The organism is Bradyrhizobium brasilense (assembly GCF_029714345.1).
GTDB classification, from domain to species: Bacteria; Pseudomonadota; Alphaproteobacteria; order Rhizobiales; family Xanthobacteraceae; genus Bradyrhizobium; species Bradyrhizobium australafricanum.
Genome location: NZ_CP121669.1, coordinates 2,640,053 through 2,662,844 on the forward strand (window position 1 = coordinate 2,640,053; position 22,792 = coordinate 2,662,844).

Here is a 22,792-nt window from a genome sequence, read left to right on the forward strand (position 1 = left end):
CTCACCAGGTCAGATGGTCCATCGTCCAGTGCGGCATCCGCGCCGCTGTGCCGGCCACGGTCTTGATCGCCCGCGGCAGATCGCTCGCCTGCGCAAGCGTCGCGCGGTGCGCACCGGAGCCGATCAGCAGGGTCAGCATGCCGGCGGTGCGTCCACCGGCGATATCGTGATCGAGGGAGTCGCCGATGACGAGGATCCGGTCCGGCGGCGGCCGTCCCAATTGATCGCGCGCGGCGGCAAACATCGGCGGATGCGGTTTGCCGACGAACAGCACGGTGCCACCGAGCGAATGATAGAATGCGGCGAGCGCGCCCGGCGCGGGGATCAGCCCCGCGACCCCGAACATCACGAGATCGGGATTGGCGCACAGCATCGGCAGCTGCCGCGCGCCGGCCGCGGTCAGTTGCGCACGCCATCGCTCGGGCTCGGCCGCGTCATCGTCGAGACCGCCGAGCAGGATGAAATCGGCCTCGCGCATGTTCGAGACCACCACAAGGTCGGTGCCGTCGACGATCGAGTGGTCACCGTCGCGCGAGATCAGGAAGCAGGCGCGTCCGAGTTCGGCAAAGGGCGCCTGCTCGCGCGCATGCAGGCCGCGCCAGGTCACCTCGCCCGAGGACAGCACGCCGTCATAGGCGTCGGACGGCAGGCCGAGCGTCGCGAGCCGCCGCTGGTTGCTGCCGGCGCGCTTGCCGGAATTGGACAGGATCAGGATCCGCTTGCCGGCTTCGCGCAGCCGCGCCACGCACTCCAGCGCCGCGGGGAACACCGCCAGTCCCTCATGCAGCGTGCCCCACTGGTCGAGCAGCACATGATCGAAGCGGTCGGCGATGGCGTGAAGGCCGGCGATCGCGGTCGCGTCGGCCTTCATGGCGGGCCTCCGTTCAGCGCGAGCAGCGCGGCGCCGTAGCTTGCTTCGGTCTGCTCGGCGACCGAGACGGGAACGCCGAGAACGCGGTGCCGGATTTTGGTCCATGCGTCGTTCTTCGCGCCGCCGCCGATGCCGATGACGCGGCGCAGGCGCGGCGCACCGAGCCGCGCCAGCTGACGGTAGGCGAGGGCTTCCACCGAGGCGATGCCCTCGAGCAGACCCTGGAAGAAGCGGCAATCTTCCGCCGGACGCGGCGTGACCCGCGCGGCCAACGCTGGATCGGCGATCGGAAAGCGTTCGCCGGGTTTTGGCAGCGGATAGTAGTCCAGCCCGGTCGGCTGGTCCGGCGTCAGCTGCGGTGTCAGCCGCTCCATCTCGGCGGCGGTGAAATGCACCAGCAGCGCGGCGCCGCCGGAGTTCGAGGCGCCGCCGGCAAGCCAGTGTTCGCCGAGCCGGTGCGAATAGACGCCCTGATCGGCCGCGAAGATCGGCTGGGTCGCAAGCTGCTTCACCACCAGCGTGGTGCCGAGCGAGGTGACGGCATCGCCCGGCTGGTCGGCGCGCGTTGCGATGAAGGCCGCAACGCCATCGGTGGTGCCGGCGGCGACCTGCGCCGTGGGCGGCAGTCCCAGCGACCGCGCGACCTGCGGATCCATCTCGGAAAATGGCGTGCCCGGCACCAGCACTTCGGGCAGCAGATCGTCGCGCACGCCGAGCTGTTCGAGCCAGGATGGCCAGGCACGCGCGACCGGGTCGTAGCCGAGCTTCAGCGCGTTGTTCTCGTCGCTGATGCCATGATGGTTCGCGAGCCGGCCGGCGATCCAGTCCGCCTGGTGAACGGAGTGGCGCGCATCGCCGATATAGTCATGGCTCAGCAGATAGAGCAGCTTGGCGAGCGCGCTGCTCGCGCCATGCGCGCCGCTCTCGCGCGGGGCGACCGCCGCAACGCGCGCCGCTTCGCGCGTGGCGCGGGCATCATTGTACATCAGCCCCGGCGAGCAGGGGCGGCCGGCGGCGTCGACCAGCAGCAGTGTGCCCGATGTGCCGTCGACGACGGTGCGCGTGACGTCGCCGAGAGCGACGGTCTGGCCGAGCTTGCGGATGGCCGCCGTCGCGGCTTGCCACCACAGCTCCGGTGTCTGGTCGATGGCGTTGCCGTCGACGCGCGGCGCGGGCAGCGCGACGGACGCGAAGCCGCGGATGCCGCCCTGCGCATCGATTGCACAAGCGCGCACGCCTCCGGTTCCGACATCAATGCCGAGATACAAACCTCCCATGCGACCTCAACGCTCTCAGGTGCGCGCGCGTCGACATTGGTTGCGCTGCAGCACGTTTGGGGGATTGACGCCCCGTTCGGCCTCTGCAATTTTTTGCAGGACGTGAAGAAATTTGCAAGCGGACTTTTCCTGATATGGCACCCCCGCCCGACAGGCTGCCGGTGATCGACGGCGAGGCGTCGCTCGCGACGCGCGCGGCGTGGCTGTATTTCGCGGCGGGGCTCACCCAGTCCGAGGTCGCCGACCGCCTCAACATCCAGAGCACCAAGGCGCATCGCCTGATCGCGCGCGCCAGCCGCGAGGGCATGATCCGCGTGTTCGTCGAGGGGCCGGTCGCCGAATGCGTCGCGCTCGAGAACGATCTCGCGCAGCGCTTCGGCCTCTCGTTCTGCCGCGTCGCGCCTGATCTCGGCGAGGGCGATCTGCCGCTGAAGGCGCTGGCGCTGGAAGGCGCGAGCTTCCTGCGCCAGATCCTGGAGCGCGGCCAGGACAAGGTGATCGGCTTCGGCCATGGCCGCACGCTCGCGGCGGTCGTGGAGCAGATGCCGCAGACGCCGGCGCGCGACGCGCAGTTCGTGTCACTGCTCGGCGGACTGACGCGGAAATTTGCCGCCAATCCGTTCGACGTGATTCACAAGCTCGCCGAGCGCACCGGCGCGGAAGCCTATCTGCTGCCGGTGCCGGTGTTCGCCAATTCGGTCGCCGACCGCGCCGTGCTGATGCAGCAATTCGGCATCGCCGACGTGTTCGCGCTGGCGCGCAAGGCCTCGCTGCTGTTCGTCGGCATCGGCCAGGTCAGCCGTGACGGCTTCCTGGTGTCGAGCGGCATGATCAAGCCCGACGAGGTCGTCGAGCTGAAGCGCGTCGGCGCCTGCGCCGACCTGCTCGGGCATTTCTTCAGCGCCGACGGAACGGTGCTGGACACCGATCTGTCGGCCCGCGCCACCTCCATGAGCATGCCCGACCTCAGGAAGCACCGGATCGTCGCCATCGCCGGCGGGCCGGCCAAGGTGACCGCGCTGCGCGGCGTGCTGCGCAGCGGCGTTCTGCACGGCCTCATCATCGACGAAGCGACCGCAAAGGCGCTCGCCACCGACAAGCCGGAGACCACATCCGGCAAGACAAGAAGCAAGACCCGGAAGGACACATAAAACAAAGCGTCAACAAGGAGAGGAAATACATGTTCGATCGCGAGAAGAATCTGTTCGACTCCTACGCTGCCAAACGCATCAGCCGCCGCGATCTCCTGGACGGCGCCGCCAAGCTCGGCATCGCGGGCATCGCCGCCAACGCCGCCTTCGCCTCCTCGATGTCGAAGGCGATGGCCGCCGACTTCAACTGGAAGGCCCAGAGTGGCAAGAGCGTCAAGCTGCTGCTCAACAAGCACCCCTATGTCGACGCGATGATCGGCGACATCGAGGCGTTCAAGTCGCTCACCGGCATGAACGTCACCTACGACATCTTTCCGGAGGACGTCTATTTCGACAAGGTGACGGCGGCGCTGTCGTCGAAGTCGGACCAGTACGATGCCTTCATGACCGGCGCCTACATGACCTGGACCTATGGTCCGGCGGGCTGGATCGAAGACCTCAACACCTACATCAAGGATCCCGCCAAGACCAATCCGGCCTTCGCCTGGGACGACGTGCTGCCGGGCCTGCGCGCCTCGACCGCGTGGGACGGCGTCGCCGGCTCCGAGCTCGGCTCGGGCAAGGCCAAGCAGTGGTGCATCCCCTGGGGCTATGAGCTGAACAACATCACCTACAACCGCAACGTCTTCGACAAGGTGGGCGTCAAACCGCCGAAGAACCTCGACGAGATGCTGGAGGTCGCGGCCAAGATCACCAAGGACGCCGGCGGTCCCTACGGCGTCGGCGTGCGCGGCTCGCGCTCCTGGGCGACCATCCATCCCGGTTTCCTGTCGGCCTATTCGAACTTCGGCCAGAAGGATTTCGTGATGGAGGGCGGCAAGCTGAAGGCCGCGATGAACACGAAGGCTTCGAAGGATTTCCACGACAAATGGGTCAAGATGATCCAGACCTCGGGCCCGAAGAACTGGTCGACCTACACCTGGTACCAGGTCGGCACCGATCTCGGCGCCGGCGCCTCGGGCATGATCTTCGACGCCGACATCCTCGGCTACTTCATGAACGGCGGCGACAACAAGGAGAAGGGGCATCTCGGCTACGCGCCATTCGCGGCCAATCCGGCCGCCAAGGCGCCGACCCCGAATGTCTGGATCTGGTCGCTCGCGATGTCGAGCTTCTCCAAGCAGAAGGAGGCGGCCTGGCTGTTCATGCAGTGGGCGGCATCCGTCGAGCACGACCTGTTCGGGGCGCGCAAGATGGACTTCGTCAACCCGGTGCGTGCATCGGTGTGGAAGGACAGCGAATTCCGCGACCGCATCGCGAAGTCCTATCCCGGCTATCTCGAGCAGCACGACATGTCGTCGCCCGGCGCCAAGATCTACTTCACGGCGCAGCCGCTGTTCTTCGACCTGACGACCGAATGGGCCGCCTCGCTGCAGAAGATGGTGGCGAAGGAGGTCAGCGTCGACGAGGGGCTCGACAAGCTCGCCGACAGCATCAACCGCCAGCTCAAGCAGGCCGGTCTCGGCTGACGGATCAACTGTGCGGTGCCTGATCCCCCGCACCGCACCCATCCGCCGGCTCGGACCCTTGTCCCATCCGAGCCGGCGGCGTTTGCCAGCCGAACGCGATCTCTTATCATCATGAGCATGGTCCAACTCCTCCAGACGAACGCGCAGGCAGCGCCGGCCACACCAAGGCCGCGCGTGCGCCTCTTGCCCTATCTGCTCAGCCTGCCGGCGCTGCTCGTCTGCGTGGCGATCCTGGTTCCGTTCGTGACCGCGGCTGTCTACTCGCTGCAGCGCTACCGGCTGAACCTGCCTCATCTGCGCGGCTTCATCGGCGCCGGAAACTACATCGACTTCCTGTCCGACCCGGCGTTCTGGAATACTTTCCGCGTCTCGATCACCTATACTGTGGTCACGGTCGTGCTCGAGCTGCTGCTCGGTCTTGGCATCGCGCTGCTGCTGCGCCGGCCGACCCGCTTCCACAATGCGGTGTCGATCATGCTGCTGCTGCCGCTGATGACGGCGCCCGCGATCGCCGCGCTGATGTGGAAGCTGATGACCAATCCGAGCTTCGGCATCCTGTCCTATCTGGTCGGCCTGTTCGGCGTCACCGATTTCAAATGGGCCTCCGATCCATCGAGCGCGCTGTTCACGGTCGTGCTGGTCGATGTCTGGGTCTACACGCCGTTCATCATGATCCTGCTGCTCGCGGGCCTGCGCTCGCTGCCACGGCAGCCGTTCGAGGCCGCGGCACTCGATGGCGTGCCGGCGAGCTTCGTGTTCTTCCGCATCACGCTGCCGATGCTGGCGCCCTACATCATCACGGCGTCGCTGTTCCGGCTGCTCGATTCGATCCAGCAGTTCGACATCATCTATGCGATGACGCAGGGCGGGCCGGGTGACCGGCTGATGGTATTCCAGGTGCAGGCCTATCTGGAATTCTTCCAGTACACCAATGTCGGCAGATCGGCGGCGCTGTTGATGATCCTCTGGCTCATCACCAACATCCTGTCGAACATCTTCATCAAGAACTGGCTGCGGCTGCGCGCGCGTGCGCACGGCCACGCGTGACGGGGAGGGGAGCGATGGAACATTCCAGCCTTGCCGGTCGCATCTTCCGCGGTGTGGCGCTCACGCTGATCCTGATTTTCTTCATGTTTCCGATCGTCTGGATCTTCCTGATGTCGTTCCAGACCAACGAGCAGATCCTGCGGATCCCGCCGCGGATCCTGTTCGAGCCGACGCTTGCCAATTACGAGGCGCTGATCTCCGGCCAGCTGCGCACCGCGGCCGGCAATCTGCAGATCTCCTTCATGCGCAACCTCTTCAACAGCGTCGTGCTGTCGAGCGCGGCGGTGCTGCTGGCGCTGCTGCTCGGCGTGCCGGCGGCCTATGCCTTTGCGCGCTTCAAATTCCGCCTCGGCGAGAGCATCGCGTTTACGCTGCTGTCGTTCCGCTTTGCGCCGCCGCTGCTCGTGCTGCTGCCGCTGTCGCTGTACTACCAGGAGCTCGGCCTCAACGACACCTACTTCGGGATCGTCTGGGTCTATCAGCTGATCGCGCTGCCGTTGATCCTGTGGATCGTGCGCGGCTATTTCGAGGATATCAGCCCTGATATCGAGCATGCCTACCGACTGGCCGGGCATTCCTGGCGCGAGGCCTTCACCAGAATCGCGGTGCCACTGGCAGGACCGGGGATCGCCGCGGCGGGACTGCTGTCGTTCATCTTCTGCTGGAACAATTTCGTCTTCGCGCTGATCCTGGCCTCCGCCGACAAGCAGCCGGTGACGGTCGGCGCGCTCGCCTTCGTCACCGCGTCCGGTATTCAGTACGGCCAGATCGCGGCGGCGATCGTGCTGTCGGTGACGCCGACCCTGTTGCTTGCGCTCTATGCGCAGCGCTATCTGGTCGAGGGTCTCTCGCTCGGCGCGGTGAAAGGCTGATCCGATGGCGCGTCTCGAAATCAATTCGGTGAGCAAGGCGTTCGGTGCGGCACGGCCCGCCGACGGATTGTCGCTGGCTGTCGAGCCCGGCGAGATCGTGGCGGTGTTCGGACCGTCCGGTAGCGGCAAGACCGTGCTGCTGCGCATGATCGCGGGCATGTTCGAGCCCGACGACGGCGACATCCTGGTCGGCGGCCGCTCGGTGGTCGGTGCTCCGCCCGAGCGGCGCGGGATCGGCATGGCATTCCAGAACTTTGCCTTGTTCCCGCACATGACCGCCCGCGACAATATCGCAAGCGGCCTACGCGCCAAGGCCGGCGGCGGCGATGTCGCCGGCCGCGTTGCCGCGATCAGTAGGCTGCTCAAGATCGAGCATGTGCTCGGCCACGCACCGCGCGAATTGTCGAACGGACAGAAGCAGCGCACGGCGCTGGCGCGGGCGCTGATCGGCAATCCGGATGTTCTGCTGCTGGATGATCCGCTGCGCAATGTCGACGCCAAGCTGCGCTACGAGATGCGGCTCGAGCTGCCGAACCTGCTGCGGCGCGGCACTGCCGCCGTGCTCTACGTCACCCAGGACTATCGCGAGGCGATGGCGATCGCCGACCGCATCGCGGTCTTGATCGACGGCCGGCTCGCGCAGGTCGCGACGCCGACCGATATCTATGCCCAACCCGCATCGGTCGCGGTCGCGCGCCTGTTCGGCGATCCGACCATTAACCTCGCGGAAGTCTCGCCAGTAGCGGAGCACGGCATGCTGTCGGCTGACATCGCTGGCGCCAGGATGCGGCTCGGCGCGGCCGATGGCGCAGCGCCTGCCGGTGCATGTTGGCTGGGCGTCCGGCCCGAGGATCTCGCGGTTTCGTCCGCATCCACCGACGACGCCATCCCGGCGCGCATTCTCGCGATCACGCCGATGCACGAGAAGGCGGTGCTGCTGCTCCGTCTTGCCGACGGAACGGAATGGCTGGCGGCGCTGCCGCCGGATGCACCGCAGGGTGCGCCTGACGATGCCGTTTTCGTTCGATTCGCGCCCGACGCCGCGATGCTGTTCGATCGCGCCACCGGGCTGCGGATCGGGGCGTCGCACCGGCTCAAGGCGGCATAGGAGCGGATGGTCATGGACATGCTCGAGCTTCGAGGCATCGACAAGGTCTATCGCAGCCGCGGCAAGGAGCCGGTGCATGCGGTGCGCGCGCTCGACATGGCGGTCGAAAAAGGCGAGATCGTCGCGCTGTTGGGATCGTCGGGTTGCGGCAAGACCTCGACCTTGCGCATGATCGCAGGATTCGAGGACGTCTCCGCCGGATCGATCGCGCTCGGCGGGCGGCGGATCCACGAGCTGCCGCCGGCGCGGCGCAAGGTCGCGATGGCGTTCGAGGGCTACTCGCTCTATCCGCCGCTCACGGTCCGCGAGAACATTGCGTTCGCGCTGAAATCCGCCCAGCTGCCGCGCGCGGAGGTAACGCGTCGCGTCGACGAGATCGCCCGCCTGGTCGAGATCGAGGACATCCTCGACAGCTATCCGCGCGCGATCTCAGGCGGCCAGCAGCAGCGCGTGTCGCTGGCGCGGGCGCTGGTGCGCGACGCCGATCTTTATCTGCTCGATGAGCCCATGGGGCAGCTCGAACCGCAGCTGCGTGCGGTGCTGCGCGGCCGGATCAAGAGCCTGCTTGCCGAGCGCGGCATGACCGCGATCTTCGTCACCCACGACCAGGCCGAAGCGAGTGCGCTGGCCGACCGCATCGCTGTCATGGAAGGCGGCATGCTGCAGCAATTCGCCAGCGAAAAGGAGCTGAAGGGCCGCCCGGCCAATCTGTTCGTCGCGAGCTTCATCGGCGAGCCGCCGATGAACCTGCTCGACGCTGGCGTGACGCGGTCGGATGGCGGCTTCCGCCTGTCGGTCGGAACCGACATGCGTTTCGATATTGCCGGCGCCGGGCTCGACGTTGAGGCGGCGAAGTCGCTCGCGGCCACGCCGCAGGTGCGGATCGGCATTCGTCCGCAGAAGATCGTGGTCGGGACCGGTGAAGTCAGGGTCAAGGTGGTCTCCAACCAGTGGCTCGGCGATCAATCGCATGTCGCCGGCGATTGCGGCGGCCGCATGCTGATCGCGGTCACGCCGGGCCGCGTCGCCGCGCGGCCGGGAGAGATCATCTCGTTCGCGCTGGAGTCGCGTCACCTGCACATCTTCGGCGGGGACGGGACCTGCATTCGTCATGCGGAGGGAGCGTGACGATGACCGCTTCCGCAAGCCGCGATGTCATCATCGGCATTGACGCCGGCACCTCCCTGATCAAGGCGGTGGCGTTCACGTTGAATGGCGAGCAACTAGCCGATGTCTCGCGGCCGAACGCCTACGTTAGCCCGGCCAGCGGCCATGTCGAGCAGGACATGGCGCGGACCTGGAGCGATACGGTCGCGGCCATTCGCGCGCTGGCGAAGTCAGTGCCTGACCTGTCGGCGCGGATCGCGGCGATCGCGGTGACCGGGCAGGGCGACGGCACCTGGCTGATCGATGACGACGGCCGGCCGGTTGCGCCGGCGCTGCTGTGGCTCGACTCGCGCGCCGGGCGGCTGGTCGAGGAGATTCGTGCCGGCGAGCGCAACGCATCGCTCTATCGCCGCACCGGCTCCGGGCTCAATGCCTGCCAGCAGGGGCCGCAACTGGCGTGGCTGCAGGCCCATATGCCCGACACGATCGCCAGCGCGACAACGGCCTTCCACTGCAAGGACTGGCTTTATTTCCTGCTCACCGGTGAACGCGCAACCGATCCGTCGGAAGCCACGTTCTCCTGCGGCGATTTCCGCAAGCGAGCCTTCGATCCGGAGACCGCGCGGTTGATCGGCATCGCCGACCTGACGCGCCTGTTCCCGCCGGTCGTTGACGGCGCGGTCATGACGCATCCGCTGACAGCGGCCGCCGCCATCGAGATCGGCCTGCCGGAAGGTGTGCCGGTCTGCCTCGGCTATGTCGACGTGATCTGCAATGCGCTCGGCGCCGGGCTCTACGATCCGTCACCCGATGTCGGCTGCACCATCATCGGCTCGACCGGCATGCATATGCGGCTGGTGCCGAGCGCCGACGCGGTGACGTTGAATCGGGAGGCAACCGGCTACACCATGCCGTTCCCGGTGCCGGGTCATTATGCCCAGATGCAGTCCAACATGGCGGCGACGCTGAATATCGACTGGATGCTCGATCTCGCCTGCGACATGCTGGCGGCGGAAGGCGTGACGCGCACGCGCGCCGAGCTGATCCGCCGCCTCGACGATCAGGTGCTGCGGGCGAGGCCCGGCGAGGTGCTGTTCCATCCGTTCATTTCCGATGCCGGCGAGCGCGGTCCGTTCGTCGCGCATGAGGCCAGCGCGCAATTCTTCGGCTTGCGGTCGCGCCACCGCTATGGCGACCTGATGCGCGGCGTGATGGAGGGCCTGGCCTTCGCCGCACGGGATTGTTACACGGCGATGGGGTCGCTGCCGCGCGATGTCAGGATCACAGGCGGCGCGGCGAAGAGCCGTGCGCTTGGCGCCATCCTCGGGGCCGCACTGGATTGCGACGTCCGGATCTGCAGCCGCGCCGAGGCCGGCGCCGCAGGCGCTGCGATGATCGCGGCGGTCGCGATCGATGCCTATCCCGACATGCGCGCCTGTGCCGAGCAGTGGGTCGCGCCGCATCTAAGTGCGCCGCAATCGCCGGACGCCGCGCTGGCGAAGCGCTATGCCAGCATCTTCCCGACCTATCTCGAGGCAAGGCTGGCGTCGCGGCCGGTCTGGAAGCAACTCGCCGCGCTGCGCGCCGGAGGCGATCATGTCTAAGTCCATCGCCATCGTCGGCGACCGCTTCATGCTGCCCTCGGTGTTCGCCGAGCACATCCGATCGGCCTGCGGCGATGGCGTCGATATCCGCACCCTGGAGCAGCCCTGGCCGGACGAGCCGATGGAGCACGGTTACGCCGGCTCGAAGCTCGACGGCCTGAAGGAATTCATGGGGCAGCCCGACGAGATCATCGGCTTCATCGGCGATGCCGAGCTGCTCGTGACGCATCTGGCGCCGATCTCGCGGTCGATGCTGGAGCGGCTGCCGAAGCTGAAGTTCATCGCGGTGTCGCGCGGCGGCCCGGTCAACATCGACATGCAGGCGGCGCGCGACCACAACGTGCTGGTGGTCAATACGCCCGGCCGCAATGCGGGTGCGGTCGCGGAGTTCACCATCGGCGCCATCCTCGCCGAGACGCGCCTGATCCGCAGCGGTCACGAGGCGCTGCGCGGCGGGGAATGGCGCGGCGATCTCTATCGCGCCGACCGTACCGGGCGCGAGCTCGGCGAGATGACGGTCGGCATTGTCGGCTACGGCGCGATCGGCAGCCGCGTGGTTAAGCTGCTGAAGGCCTTCGGCTGCAAGATCCTGGTCGCCGACCCCTATGTCCAGCTCAGCGCCCAGGACCGCAATGACGGCGTCGAGCATGTCGCGCTCGGCGAATTGCTCGGCCGCGCCGACGTCGTCACACTGCACGCCCGGGTGACGCCGGAGACCACCCGTTTCATCGGGCGCGAGGCGCTGGCGCGGATCAAGCCGGGCGCGTTCCTGATCAACACCGCGCGCGGTCCGCTGGTCGACTACGAAACGCTGCATGATGCGCTGGCATCGGGGCATCTCGGCGGCGCCATGCTCGACACCTTCGCGGTCGAGCCGGTTCCGGCGGACTGGCCGCTCTTGCGACTTCCCAACGTCACGCTGACGCCGCACATCGCCGGCGCCTCCGTGCGTACCGTCACCGTGGCCGCCGGGCAGGCGGCCGAAGAGGTTCGTCGCTTCCTGGCCGGCGAGCCGCCACGCAATCCGTGCTGAAGAGAAAGGCAGTTCGTATGACCCGTGAGGAACGACAGTTGCGCGAGGCGATCATCGCCAAGTGCCGGTGGATGAATGCGTCGGGTCTCAACCAGGGGACATCGGGCAACATCTCCGCGCGCTACAAGGACCGGATGCTGATTACGCCGTCGGCGACGCCCTACGATTCGATGAAGCCGGAGATGATCGCCTCGATGCCACTCGAGAGCGAATATGGCACGTGGGAGGGGCCGCTGCAGCCGTCCACCGAATGGCGCTTCCATCTCGACATCACGCGCGCCCGGCCCGATGTCGGCGCCATCGTCCATACTCACTCGACCTACGCGACCGTGCTCGCGATCGCGCGCAAGCCGATCCCGGCCTGCCATTACATGATGGCGGCGTTCGGCGGCACCGAGATCCGCTGCGCCGGCTATGCGCGCTACGGCACCAAGGAATTGTCCGATCATGCGATCGCGGCGCTCGAAGGACGCAATGGCTGCCTGCTCGCCAATCACGGCATGATCGCGCTCGGCGCCAATCTCGACAAGGCGATGTGGCTCGCGGTCGAGCTCGAGACCATCGCGCGTCAGTACTACCTCTCGCTGGCGCTCGATTCGCGCGTCATCCTGACCGACGAGGAGATTGCCGACACCGCGAAGGGATTCTCCACTTACGGTCTGCAGGCGCCGAAGCCGAACAAGGCGCGCGCAACGGCAAAGGCAGCGCCGCGCCGCGCCGAGAAACGGCGCAGCAGCAAGCGATGACGGGCACTGCGCCGGTCGCAGGTACGGATCACGGGCTGGTCGATATCGCGGTCATCGGTGGCGGCATCAACGGTGCCGGCATCGCCCGCGATGCCGCCGGCCGCGGCCTGAAGGTGCTGCTGTGCGAGAAGGATGATTTCGCCGAGGGCACTTCGTCGCGCTCGGGCAAGCTGATCCATGGCGGGCTGCGCTATCTCGAATATTACGAGTTCCGCCTGGTGCGTGAGGCGCTGATCGAGCGCGAGGTGCTGCTCGCGTCGGCGCCACACATCATCTGGCCGATGCGCTTCGTGCTGCCGCATTCGCCGGAGCAGCGGCCGGCGTGGCTGGTCCGCACCGGGCTGTTGCTCTACGACCATCTCGGTGGCCGCAAGCAGCTGCCGGCGAGCCGCAGCCTGGATCTGTCGCGCGCTCCGGAGGGCGCGCCGCTGCGTCAGGAGTTCCGGCGAGGCTTCGAATATTCGGACTGCTGGGTCGATGACAGCAGGCTGGTGATCCTCAATTTGATCGATGCAGCGCAGAACGGCGCCTGCATCCTGCCGCGCACGCGGGCGGTGCGCGCGCGCCGCGACGGCGAGACCTGGCTGCTCGAAATGCACGGCGACGACGGCACAACGCAGGTCGTGCGGGCGCGCGCGCTGGTCAACGCCGCCGGGCCGTGGGTTCAGGATGTCATCCAGGGCGTGGCGGGCCTGAACTCGGCCCAGAGTGTGCGCCTGGTCAAGGGCAGCCATATCGTGGTGCCGAAATTCTGGAGCGGGCCGCAGGCCTATCTGCTGCAGAACAGCGATCGCCGGGTGATCTTCGTCAACCCCTATGAGGGCGATCTCGCGTTGATCGGCACCACGGACATTCCCTATCACGGCCGCGCCGAGGACGTCGCGATCGGCGAGGACGAGACCGATTACCTGTTGCAGGTCTTGCGCCGCTATTTCCGAACGCCGCCGCAGGCCGGCGAGATCGTGCACGCGTTCTCCGGGGTCCGGCCGCTCTACGACGACAACGCCGACAATCCGTCGGCCGTGACGCGGGACTATGTGTTCGAGGTTCACGGCGCGCAGGATGCGCCGCCGCTGCTGTCGATCTTCGGCGGCAAGATCACGACCTACCGCCGGCTGGCGGAGCAGGCGCTGCAGCGCCTCGCGCCGTGGTTTCCGAAGCTGTCGTCGGCCTGGACCGCGGATCGGCCGCTGCCGGGCGGCGACATCGGCGGCAGCTTCGATGAATTCGCGAACCGGCTGGCGCGCGACTATCCCGATTTGCCGCGAACGCTCATCCATCACTATGCCCGTCTCTATGGGACGCGCGCGCGCCAGCTGCTGGGTCCGGTCCGCAGCGCCGCAAACCTGGGCCGTCATTTCGGCGGCGAGTTCTATGAATGCGAAGCGGTGTATCTCCGCGAGAATGAGTGGGCAAGGCAGCCTGCCGACTTCCTGGACCGGCGCACCAAGCACGGCTTGCACTTGACGCCCGCGCAGCGGGTCGCGTTCGAGAGCTACCTCTAGGACGCGATTTGCGTCCAGGTGCGTCACGCAATCGTTTTCAAATACAGGCTCGGATCGAAATATTTGCTTGCCGGGGTAAAGTCCTTGATGCCGGCATTGGCCATGAAGAAGTCGGTCGATTGCTGCAGCCAGTTGGTGACCGTGCCGTCGGAATACATCCGCTTCCAGTCCCGTGACGAGAACATCTTCTGCGCCTTGAACGATTCGTCGATGTCGGCCATCGGCGTCTGGCTGTAATGGCCCTTCTGCAGCTTTTCCATCGCTTCGGTGCTGTTCGCGATGATGTAGTCATTGGCATCGGCCCAGCCACGGATCAGCTTCGCCAGCGTTTCCTTGTTGGGCTCGTAATAGTCGTTGGCCGCCGCCCAGCCGCCGATGATCGCGGCCTTCGGATAATAGGCCGAGGCGTCGGCGAGCTTGACCGCGCCCGGCACCTTGTCGCGAACCGTCACGTTGAAAGGCACCCAGAGCGCGACGGCAGGCACCGCGCCTGAAATGAAGGCGGTTACGGCGGCCGGCATGGTCTGGTTGACGAGTTCGACCTGTTTGGGATCGACCTTGTTCGCGCGCAACGCGGTGTCCAGGAACACATGCGCGGTGGTGCCGGTCGCAGTTGCGATCCGCTTGCCCTTCAGGTCCTCGAATGACTTGATGCCCTGATCGCCGCGCACCCAGAGCTGTGCGGTCGCGACCTCGATGTCGTTGATGAGGAAGACCTTGCCCTGGCCGCGGGCGGGGAAGTTCGAGAGCACGGCGCCCGTCGCCAGCACGTCGAGGCTGCCGCCGATCAGCGCCTGGAAGATTTCGAGGCCGGTATTGAACTGCCGCAGCTCGAGATCCAGTCCCTGCTTTTCGAAGGAGCCGCGGTCCATGCCGGTCCAGATCTGGCCGTCGACGGCAACGGTGTGCAGATAGCCGACCCGAACTTTTGTCTTTGCCTGCGCAATCGCCGGCGCTGCGGCGGTGAAGGACCCCAGGGCAAGCCCGGCCGTCGTGGTCAGAAATTGTCGCCGATCCATAGGTCGTCCTCCGCTGTGTTGTTTATTCCGAGAATGAGACCGGACGCATCTGCGCCTGCTGGGCGCGATACTCGTCCATCACGAGATGCTTGATATAGCTTCGCAGCTCGCCGAATTCGGGCCGCTCCTGGATCGATTCGTCACGCGGATAGGCGAACGGCACGTCGATGATCTGCCTGATCCGCGCCGGCCGCGCGGTCACCACCACGATACGGGACGCGAGATAGATCGCCTCCTCCACGGAATGGGTGATCAGCATGACCGTCTTGCCTTCGGTCTGGAGCACCTTGAGCAGCAGGTTCTGCATGTTGGAACGGGTCTGGGCGTCGAGCGCACCGAACGGCTCGTCCATCAGCAGGAACTGCGGCTTGACGGCGTAAGCCCGCGCGATCGCGAGCCGCTGCCGCATGCCGCCGGACAAATGCTTCGGATAGGAGTTGGCGAAGTCGGACAGCCCCATCAGGCCGAGATAGTGATCGCAGATCGAATCGCGCTCGCCGGCCGCGACGTGATTGGCTCGCAGCGTCAGGCCGAAAGCGATGTTCTGTTTCACCGTCAGCCACGGGAAGACGCCATATTCCTGGAAGATGACGCCGCGCTCGGGACCGGGACCGGCGACGGGCTGTCCGTCGAACAGCACGCTTCCGGTCGTCGGCTTCTGGAAGCCGGCGAGCATGCTCATCATCGTGGTCTTGCCGCAGCCTGAAGGGCCGATCACCGCGATGAAATCGCCATCGTTGATATCGTAGCTGACATTCTCGACGACGTTGAGGCGTCCCTTCGGGGTCTCGAAGGCAAGCGAAACCTTGTCGAACTGTGCACGCGTGGTCATGCGATGGCCCGATCCTGCCAGACCAGCAACCGGGCCGTGATCTTGCGCAGGATCATGTCCATAATCAGCGCGATCAGGCCGATGCAGATGATGCCGACATAGATGACGTCGAGCAGGAAGTAGGTCGACGCATTCTGGATCATGGCGCCAAGCCCACGCTGGGCCGCGATCAGTTCGGATGCCACCAGCGTCGCCCAGGCTACCCCAAGCGCGACCCGCAGCGCGGTGAGGATGTGCGGAACGGTGAGGGGAATGATGACCTTGCGGAAGATTTCCGCCTGATTGGCGCCGAGCGTCTGCGCCACGCGGATATAGAGCGGGGTGATCTGCGAGACACCCTCATACATGACGATCACGCCGGAGAAGAACGAGGCGTAGAACAGGATGACGAGCTTTGCGAGCTCGTCGACGCCGAAATAGACGATGACGAGCGGGATCAGCGCGATCGGCGGCAGCGCACGGAAGAAATTGATCATGGGGTCGGCGAAGGTGCGGGCCGGGCGATACCATCCGAGCAGAAAGCCGACGGGCACCGCGACGAGTATTCCGAGCGAGACGCCGAAAAAGACGCGCCTGGTCGAGGCGAAGATGTCGATCAGGAGGCCTTCCTTGGTGAGAAGCTCGACGAACTTCGCGGCGACCTGGTGCGGGGCGGGGATCAGCGATGTGTTGACGAAGCCGCTCCAGCGCACGGCATACCAGAGCAGGATCGCACCGACCCACGGTATCAACCCGAGACCAAAGCGTCTCACGCCAGCTCCGTCCATTCGACGCGTCCACCCAGATTGCAGTTGATGTTTGCCCAAGTCATATTATAAATAGGATGACCATACAAGCGCCGCTTTGGTCGTAGGCGCCGCAGGCTTTTCCGCGCATGACATCGCCGCCTTTCACCATCCGGAGCGTCCAGGCCTTTGGCTTTCGCTATCCTCTGACGACACCGGTCATCACCTCGTTCGGGCGGATGGGGGACCGGCCTGCCGTGTTCGTTCGGGTCGAGGACACGGACGGTTACGTGGGCTGGGGCGAGGTCTGGTGCAACTTTCCCGCGCCGGGCGCCGAGCATCGTGTTCGGCTGGTCAACGAGGTCCTGGCACCGGCGCTTGTCGGATTCAGGGCAGGCGAGCCTGATGCCGCATACGAGCGACTGACGCAGGGAACTTCGGTGCTCGCGTTGCAATCCGGCGAAGCGGGCCCATTCGCGCAGTCGATCGCCGGCATCGATATCGCCGTCTGGGATCTCCATGCGCGCCGCCGGAACGTAGCGTTGTGGAAACTGCTCGGCGGATCGCGGAAGCGGATAAAAGTCTACGCCAGCGGCATCAATCCGGTCGGATCGGAGCGAGCGGCGGAAGCAGCGCTCGGCCGCGGCTATCGCGCCTTGAAGCTGAAGATCGGCTTCGATCCGGCAGACGACCGGGCCAATCTCGCCGCACTGCGCCGCCTCGTCGGCGATGGCATGCTTGCGGCCGACGTCAACCAGGGCTGGACCATCGCGCAGGCGCTCGAGCGTGCGCCGCAGCTCGAACCGTTCGGCCTTGCCTGGCTCGAGGAGCCGATCCGCGCGGACCGTCCGCGGCAGGAATGGAAGCAGCTGCACGAGACGATCCGTTTTCCGCTCGCTGCCGGTGAGAACATCGCGAGCCACGCCGGCTTTGCCGAAGTGCTGAGCGAGCCGGCTCTCGGTGTCGTCCAGCCTGACATCGCCAAGTGGGGCGGGCTTTCGGCTTGCGCCGGCATCGCCCGCGACATCCTGACGTCGGGCAAGATGTTCTGTCCGCACTATCTCGGCGCCGGCATCGGCCTGTTGGCGTCGGCGCATCTGCTGGCGGGCGTCGGCGGCGAGGGACTGCTGGAGGTCGACAGCAATGAGAACCCGCTGCGGGATCAATTCTGCGGCCCCGTGCTTCACGTCAGCGATGGCATGATCGAACTCGGCGACGAGGCGGGTCTCGGCATTGCTCCCGATCTTGCCTCGATCGAACAATACCGGACCGCGTGATGTCGGGGCTTGGCTACGATTACATCATCGTCGGTGCGGGGTCGGCGGGCTGTGTGGTCGCAAACAGACTATCAGCCGATCCCGCCTGCCGCGTGTTGCTGCTCGAAGCCGGCGGATCGGACCGGAATTTCTGGCTCAAGCTGCCGGTCGGGTATTACCGGACCATCTACGACGAGCGCTTCTCGCGCCTGTTCAAGACCGAGCCGTCGGAAGGAAGCGGCGGCCGCGCCATCGTCTGGCCGCGCGGCCGCGTGCTCGGCGGATCGTCGTCGATCAACGGCCTGATCTTCATCCGCGGCCAGCACGAGGACTTTGACGACTGGGAACGTCTCGGCGCCGCCGGCTGGAGCTATCGCGACGTCCTGCCCTATTTCCGGCGCTACGAGCGCTATCGCGGCGGCGAGAGCCAGTTTCACGGCGGCCTCGGTGAGTTCGAGGTCTCCGACCTCCGGAACGACAATCCGGCGTCGAGGGCCTGGGTGGAGGCGGGCGTGCAGTTCGGCCTGCCGCGCAATCCCGACTTCAACGGCGCGACGACGCTTGGCGTCGGTGCCTATCAGCTTGGCATCGGGCGGCATTGGCGGACCAGCTCGGCATCCGCCTTTCTTCGACCGATTGCCGACCGGCGCAACCTGACCATCATCACGCATGCGCAGGTGAGCAAAGTCACTTTCAACGGCCGCGTCGCGACCGGCGTCGAGTGGATCAGCAAAGGGCAGGTTCATCGCGCGACAGCCGATCGCGAGGTCATCCTGTCGGGCGGCGCGCTGCAATCGCCGCAGATCCTCCAGCTTTCCGGGATCGGTCCGGCCGACCTGCTTCGCAAGCACGGCATTGCCATCGTCACCGACTCGCCCGAAGTCGGCTCCAATCTGCAGGACCATTACCAGGCACGGCTGATCGTGCGCCTGAAGGAGCGGATCTCGCTCAATGACCAGGTCCGTCATCCTGTCGAGCTCGCGAAGATGGGGCTGCAGTGGATGCTGGCCGGGCGAGGACCGTTGACGGTGGGGGCGGGACAGGTGGGCGGAGCGGCCTGTACCGAATATGCGGTCGGCGGCCGTCCCGACGTGCAGTTCAACGTGATGCCGCTCTCCGTCGACAAGCCCGGCGAACCCCTCCACAGCTATTCCGGCTTCACGGCCTCGGTCTGGCAATGCCACGGCCGGTCGCGCGGACAGCTCGCGATCCGCTCGGCCGATCCGTTCGAGCAGCCGCTGATCGCGCCCAATTATTTCGCCGAGGAGATCGACCGCAAGACCATTGTTGCCGGCCTGAAGATCCTGCGCGAGATCTATCAACAAAAGGCGTTCCGCCCGCTCTGGGACGTCGAGATGGTGCCGGGCGAGGCCGCAAGCAACGATGCGGGGCTGTGGGATTTTGCGCGCAACACCGGCGGCACGGTGTTTCACTGCGTGGGCACCTGCCGCATCGGCAGCGACGAGCGGGCAGTACTCGATCCGCAGCTGCGGGTGCGCGGCGTTGAGCGGCTGCGCGTGATCGATGCCTCGGTGATGCCGCAGATCACCTCGGCCAACACCAATGCGACCAGCCTGATGATCGGGGAGCGCGGTGCAGCCCTTGTCATGCCGTGATTGGGCCGCTTGATTTCCGGAGGGCGAGATGGAATTGAGTTCCGACAGTCACGTCCCCAAATACGCGCAGATTGCCGATATTTTTCGCCAGCGGATTGCGCGGGGTGTCTGGAGTCAAGGTTTTCGCCTGCCGGCCAACGAGGATCTGGCGGCCGAGTTCGGTGTCTCGCGTGTCACCATCAGGCAGGCCGTCGAGCTGCTCGCCCGCGACGGTGTCATCGAGGCGCAGCAAGGCCGCGGCACCTTCGTCACCGGGACTGTACGACAGGACCGCTGGCTCAAGGTCGAGACCACCCTGTCCGATCTTGCGGACATGTACCGCGACACTTCGCCGGAGATCATCAACATCTCGGAAAGCCGGAGCGATGCGCCGTTGCTTCCCGAAGACGGCAAGCCGGCCGAGAAATATGTCTTCATGCGCCGTCTGCACTCGCGGCAGAAGCAGCCTTATTGCGTCATTTCCATCTATCTCGATGAGAAGATCTTTCGCAGGTCTCCCAAGCGCTTTCGCAACGAGACGGTGATCCCGATCCTCAACGATCTCAGGGATCCGGCGATCGCCAGCGCCCGCCAGACATTGACGATCGGAACCGCGGACATCGAGGCGGCGCGGCTGCTGCGCGTGCCTTTGAATTCGCCGGTCGCCGAAGTCCGCCGTGTCTTCACGGCGAGCGATCGCACCGTGATCTATCTCGGTGAAGTCACCTATCGCGGCGATTTTGTGCGGATCGATATGGATCTAAGGCCATAGCGCGCAAGCATCACCGCGAAAACAGCTCCTGGTTCCGGCGTTCGAGCTCTTCCCCATAGGTGCGCAGCACATGGGATTCGCTTAAGGTGCCAATCGTGACACGATGGTCGGCACGGTCGATGACCGCGAGGACGTCGGCTTCGCTCCGTTCAAAGGCCTTCAGGATCTCGCGAACCGACGTGGTCGGAAGCAGGTACTCATCCTGCTGCTGGGCCAGCGACCCGAGCGGATCGTCGTCCCGATTGGTGACGGAATGCAGCGTCGCCGCCGCAACGATGCCGGCATAGCTGCCGTTCGGATCGCGCAGCACGACCTGCCGGACCTGCGCCGGCGAGAACAACTTCTGCGCCTCGCCGATCGGCATGGTCGTCAGCGCATTCTCGAAGTCGGCGCGCATCAGGGAAGCTGCGCTCATCTGACGGACCCAGCCGATGTCCTGCGGACCGCGGATCACCTCGCCGCGCAGATGGAAGCGCCATGTCGCAAAACTGTAGCCGAACAACTCGCGGACGATGAGCGCGCAGACCGATGATGCGACCACGGCTCCTACGGTCACGGAGAAGTCGCCGGTGATCTCGAGTGCAAGACAAACCATGCTGAACGGTGCGCCGAGCACACCGGTTCCGAGTGCGGCGAGAGCCGCGATGGCGGCGGTCCCGGGCTGAAGCGCGAGCGTGGGGAAGGGGCCGGTCAGCACGACGCTGTAGAGCTGCCCGATCAGCGCGCCGAGCAGCAGCGAGGCGAAGAACAGGCCGCCGCGAAAGCCGGAGCCGAGCGAGACGGCCGATGCCAGGATCTTGAGCACGATGGTCGTCGTGAGCAGGAGCCAGCTCGGATTGCTGACCAGCAGGATCTGCATTGCGCCATGTCCTGCGCCGAGCACGGTCGGCGTCAGCAGGGCGAGGCCGCCGAGCAGCAGGCCGCCGAGGATCGGGCGCACGAAGCCGCTGAAGAGCGTGACGCGCTGAAAGCAACGTTCGGAGAATGCGACCGCGAGCATGACGAGGATGCTGACGAATGCGCAAATGATGCCGATCAGCACGGTCTGTCCGATCATCTCGACGGACACGGGCGATGGGAAGCCGGGCACCATCAGAAAGGACTGGTGCGTCAACCCCCGCGCCACCAGCCAGGCCGTGACGGCGCTGGCGATGACGGGCACGAGAGCGGCCGAGGTGTAGGCTCCCAGCACGACCTCGAAGGCATAGAAGGCGCCGGCCAGCGGAGCCGAAAACGCTGCGCTGATCGCCCCCGCCGCGCCGCAGGCCACCAACAGCCGCATGTCGTTGCGGCGGGCGGCGAGGCGCTGGCCGACATGGGAGCCAAACATCGAGCAGATCTGCGTGTATCCCGCTTCCAGTCCGACCGATCCGCCGAACCCGTTGGACAGCAGAGTCTGGATCGAGATCAGCAGGCTGCCGCGGAAGGACACCCGGCCGCCATAGAGCGCGTTGGCTTCGATGGCGTCAGCGAGCTGCTGTCCCTTGACGCGCCGCGCGAAGTACAGCCCGATCAGCGCCAGGACCAGGCCGCCAACTGCCGGGATCAGCAGCGTGCGCTGCCAGGAAATCACGCCGGTGGCGCTCAGATGTGCGTCGAGGGGAATGTCGAACAGCAGCGCGTGCGAAGCCTGGCTGAGGCCCGAGATCGCGGCAACGAGGACGCCGCTCAGCAACCCGACGACAATGCCGACCAGCACGAGGCCGGTCTCGCGATTGCGCACGAAATTGCGCAAGAACTGCGGCAACAGACGGGTGCCGGGAGCAGGGGCCGGCTTCGCGGCATTTGTCGCCAGCGTCATCCTATGCTGGATCCCGCAGCTGCCCGGTGCGCACGACAGAAAAGCCGATCTTGCTCGACGAGCCGACCGACGCGTTCGGGTCTCGCTGCGAAGCGGCGGCGGCTGCCGTAGGACTCGAGGCAGGATTCACCGCGCGTCGAGCGGTTCGGTGCGGGCTCGCGATTCAAGGGGACTCCCGACGGTGCGAGGCGGTCCCCGTACCATTCCCAGACATTTCCGGCGACATTATGCAGGCCGTATCGGTTGGTTTCCTGGCTCATCCGGCAAGAAACCCGCCATCCACCGCGACGACGGTGCCGGTAGCATATTGTGATGCCGGCATGCAGAGGAATGCGACGGCTCCCGCAACGTCCTCCGGCTGACCCCAGCGCTTGAACGCGGTGCGGTCGGCGATGCGCTGATAGTGCGCGCGATCGGTGCGGCCGGCCGCATTGATCGCCGTTTCAATATAGCCGGGGGCAACCGCATTGACCCGGATGCCTTGCTCGGCCCATGCCAAGGCGAGCGCCTTGGTCAGCATCACGACACCGCCCTTGCTGGCGCAATAAGCCGGGATTCGCGGCAGCGCCAATGTCGCATTCATCGAGGCAAGATTGACGATCGCGCCCTTGCTCTCGGCGAGAAGCGGGCGGAACGCCGTGCAGGTTCGAAAAGTGCCCGTGAGATTGACGTCAAGCACCTTCATGAAGGTCTCGATCTCGTATTCCTTGTCGCGGGCGAGAATTCCCGCGCAGTTGACCAGCGCATCGACGCGCTTGTGCTGGCGGGCGAAAGAGGCGACAGCGTCGTCGTTCGTGACGTCGAGCGTTGCGAGTGTGAGTCCGGGGCGCGATTTCAGCAAAGTGCGCGCCAGATCGGTCTCGTTGGCCGCCGCTGCGGTCACCGTCGCGCCGAGGTCGCAAAACTGATTGCTGATTGCGGCGCCAATGTCGCCGGCGCCGCCGATCACCACGGCATGGAAGCCGGGCGCAAGAGAGAAATTTGAGCGCATCGCAGGGGTCT

Annotated in this window: 21 protein-coding genes; 13 read left to right on the forward strand and 8 right to left on the reverse strand. The window is 65.9% G+C overall.

Annotation, left to right across the window (positions count from 1 at the left end; all coding sequences use genetic code 11):
* Window position 1 precedes the first annotated feature (1 nt).
* Window positions 2-871 (reverse strand): TIGR01459 family HAD-type hydrolase, encoded by an 870-nt coding sequence (locus QA635_RS12180; RefSeq protein WP_283069250.1) that lies wholly within the window; start codon window positions 869-871, stop codon window positions 2-4.
* A complete protein-coding gene (locus QA635_RS12185; RefSeq protein ID WP_283069252.1) occupies window positions 868-2,148 on the reverse strand; it encodes an FGGY-family carbohydrate kinase in 1,281 nt (426 codons plus the stop codon). Before QA635_RS12185 ends, QA635_RS12180 begins: the two co-directional genes overlap by 4 nt.
* A gap of 134 nt (window positions 2,149-2,282) precedes the next feature.
* Between QA635_RS12185 and QA635_RS12190 the strand changes: the two genes are divergently transcribed.
* The 10 genes from QA635_RS12190 (at window position 2,283) to QA635_RS12235 (ending at window position 13,790) form a co-directional block, all read left to right on the forward strand.
* Window positions 2,283-3,299: a sugar-binding transcriptional regulator gene (locus QA635_RS12190; RefSeq protein ID WP_076823802.1), complete on the forward strand. Its 1,017-nt coding sequence runs from the start codon at window positions 2,283-2,285 to the stop codon at window positions 3,297-3,299.
* A 29-nt stretch (window positions 3,300-3,328) separates the two neighbouring features.
* The gene (locus tag QA635_RS12195; RefSeq protein WP_016846935.1) at window positions 3,329-4,768 is read left to right on the forward strand and encodes an extracellular solute-binding protein; all 1,440 of its coding nucleotides are present in this window, start codon (window positions 3,329-3,331) and stop codon (window positions 4,766-4,768) included.
* Between the two features lie 117 nt (window positions 4,769-4,885).
* Window positions 4,886-5,815: a carbohydrate ABC transporter permease gene (locus tag QA635_RS12200; protein ID WP_283069256.1), complete on the forward strand. Its 930-nt coding sequence runs from the start codon at window positions 4,886-4,888 to the stop codon at window positions 5,813-5,815.
* A gap of 14 nt (window positions 5,816-5,829) precedes the next feature.
* Window positions 5,830-6,687, forward strand: coding sequence for a carbohydrate ABC transporter permease (locus tag QA635_RS12205; protein WP_018273209.1), 858 nt, complete (start codon window positions 5,830-5,832; stop codon window positions 6,685-6,687).
* Between the two features lie 4 nt (window positions 6,688-6,691).
* Window positions 6,692-7,795, forward strand: coding sequence for an ABC transporter ATP-binding protein (locus QA635_RS12210; protein ID WP_283069259.1), 1,104 nt, complete (start codon window positions 6,692-6,694; stop codon window positions 7,793-7,795).
* A 12-nt stretch (window positions 7,796-7,807) separates the two neighbouring features.
* Entirely contained in the window at window positions 7,808-8,923 is a 1,116-nt protein-coding gene (locus QA635_RS12215) for an ABC transporter ATP-binding protein (protein WP_425249149.1), read from the forward strand.
* Between the two features lie 2 nt (window positions 8,924-8,925).
* The gene (locus tag QA635_RS12220) at window positions 8,926-10,506 is read left to right on the forward strand and encodes an FGGY-family carbohydrate kinase (protein ID WP_283069261.1); all 1,581 of its coding nucleotides are present in this window, start codon (window positions 8,926-8,928) and stop codon (window positions 10,504-10,506) included.
* Window positions 10,499-11,539 carry a 2-hydroxyacid dehydrogenase gene (locus QA635_RS12225; RefSeq protein ID WP_283069263.1) on the forward strand — a complete coding sequence of 347 codons (1,041 nt, stop codon included), beginning with the start codon at window positions 10,499-10,501 and terminating at the stop codon, window positions 11,537-11,539. Before QA635_RS12220 ends, QA635_RS12225 begins: the two co-directional genes overlap by 8 nt.
* Before the next feature lie 17 nt (window positions 11,540-11,556).
* Window positions 11,557-12,285 carry a class II aldolase/adducin family protein gene (locus QA635_RS12230; RefSeq protein ID WP_283069265.1) on the forward strand — a complete coding sequence of 243 codons (729 nt, stop codon included), beginning with the start codon at window positions 11,557-11,559 and terminating at the stop codon, window positions 12,283-12,285.
* Window positions 12,282-13,790 (forward strand): glycerol-3-phosphate dehydrogenase, encoded by a 1,509-nt coding sequence (locus QA635_RS12235; RefSeq protein WP_283069269.1) that lies wholly within the window; start codon window positions 12,282-12,284, stop codon window positions 13,788-13,790. Before QA635_RS12230 ends, QA635_RS12235 begins: the two co-directional genes overlap by 4 nt.
* Before the next feature lie 23 nt (window positions 13,791-13,813).
* On the opposite strand, the gene QA635_RS12240 is transcribed toward QA635_RS12235, so the two are convergent.
* Genes QA635_RS12240 through QA635_RS12250 form a run of 3 tightly spaced genes read right to left on the reverse strand, consistent with a single transcriptional unit; the run spans window position 13,814 to window position 16,393 of the window.
* Window positions 13,814-14,809, reverse strand: a complete 996-nt coding sequence (locus tag QA635_RS12240; protein ID WP_028335663.1) for an ABC transporter substrate-binding protein — start codon at window positions 14,807-14,809, stop codon at window positions 13,814-13,816.
* A 22-nt stretch (window positions 14,810-14,831) separates the two neighbouring features.
* Window positions 14,832-15,641 carry an ABC transporter ATP-binding protein gene (locus QA635_RS12245; RefSeq protein WP_283069270.1) on the reverse strand — a complete coding sequence of 270 codons (810 nt, stop codon included), beginning with the start codon at window positions 15,639-15,641 and terminating at the stop codon, window positions 14,832-14,834.
* Entirely contained in the window at window positions 15,638-16,393 is a 756-nt protein-coding gene (locus QA635_RS12250; RefSeq protein WP_028335661.1) for an ABC transporter permease, read from the reverse strand. Before QA635_RS12250 ends, QA635_RS12245 begins: the two co-directional genes overlap by 4 nt.
* Before the next feature lie 122 nt (window positions 16,394-16,515).
* Here QA635_RS12250 and QA635_RS12255 point away from each other — a divergent pair, with 122 nt between their 5' ends.
* From QA635_RS12255 to QA635_RS12265, 3 genes are read left to right on the forward strand one after another with little or no spacing between them, the layout of a single operon-like run.
* The gene (locus tag QA635_RS12255; protein ID WP_283069271.1) at window positions 16,516-17,643 is read left to right on the forward strand and encodes a mandelate racemase/muconate lactonizing enzyme family protein; all 1,128 of its coding nucleotides are present in this window, start codon (window positions 16,516-16,518) and stop codon (window positions 17,641-17,643) included.
* Complete coding sequence (locus QA635_RS12260; RefSeq protein WP_283069273.1) at window positions 17,643-19,238, forward strand: GMC family oxidoreductase; 1,596 nt, start codon at window positions 17,643-17,645, stop codon at window positions 19,236-19,238. Before QA635_RS12255 ends, QA635_RS12260 begins: the two co-directional genes overlap by 1 nt.
* A 28-nt stretch (window positions 19,239-19,266) precedes the next feature.
* On the forward strand, window positions 19,267-19,989 hold the full coding sequence (locus QA635_RS12265) for a GntR family transcriptional regulator (protein WP_028335658.1): 723 nt from the start codon (window positions 19,267-19,269) through the stop codon (window positions 19,987-19,989).
* 10 nt (window positions 19,990-19,999) lie between these two features.
* On the opposite strand, the gene QA635_RS12270 is transcribed toward QA635_RS12265, so the two are convergent.
* From QA635_RS12270 to QA635_RS12275, 3 genes are read right to left on the reverse strand one after another with little or no spacing between them, the layout of a single operon-like run.
* Window positions 20,000-21,790 (reverse strand): chloride channel protein, encoded by a 1,791-nt coding sequence (locus QA635_RS12270; protein ID WP_092086040.1) that lies wholly within the window; start codon window positions 21,788-21,790, stop codon window positions 20,000-20,002.
* The gene (locus tag QA635_RS41765; protein WP_425249150.1) at window positions 21,787-22,050 is read right to left on the reverse strand and encodes an SUMF1/EgtB/PvdO family nonheme iron enzyme; all 264 of its coding nucleotides are present in this window, start codon (window positions 22,048-22,050) and stop codon (window positions 21,787-21,789) included. The genes QA635_RS12270 and QA635_RS41765 overlap by 4 nt, the downstream gene beginning before the upstream one ends.
* Window positions 22,047-22,781 carry an SDR family NAD(P)-dependent oxidoreductase gene (locus QA635_RS12275; protein ID WP_283069275.1) on the reverse strand — a complete coding sequence of 245 codons (735 nt, stop codon included), beginning with the start codon at window positions 22,779-22,781 and terminating at the stop codon, window positions 22,047-22,049. The genes QA635_RS41765 and QA635_RS12275 overlap by 4 nt, the downstream gene beginning before the upstream one ends.
* Window positions 22,782-22,792: the final 11 nt, after the last annotated feature.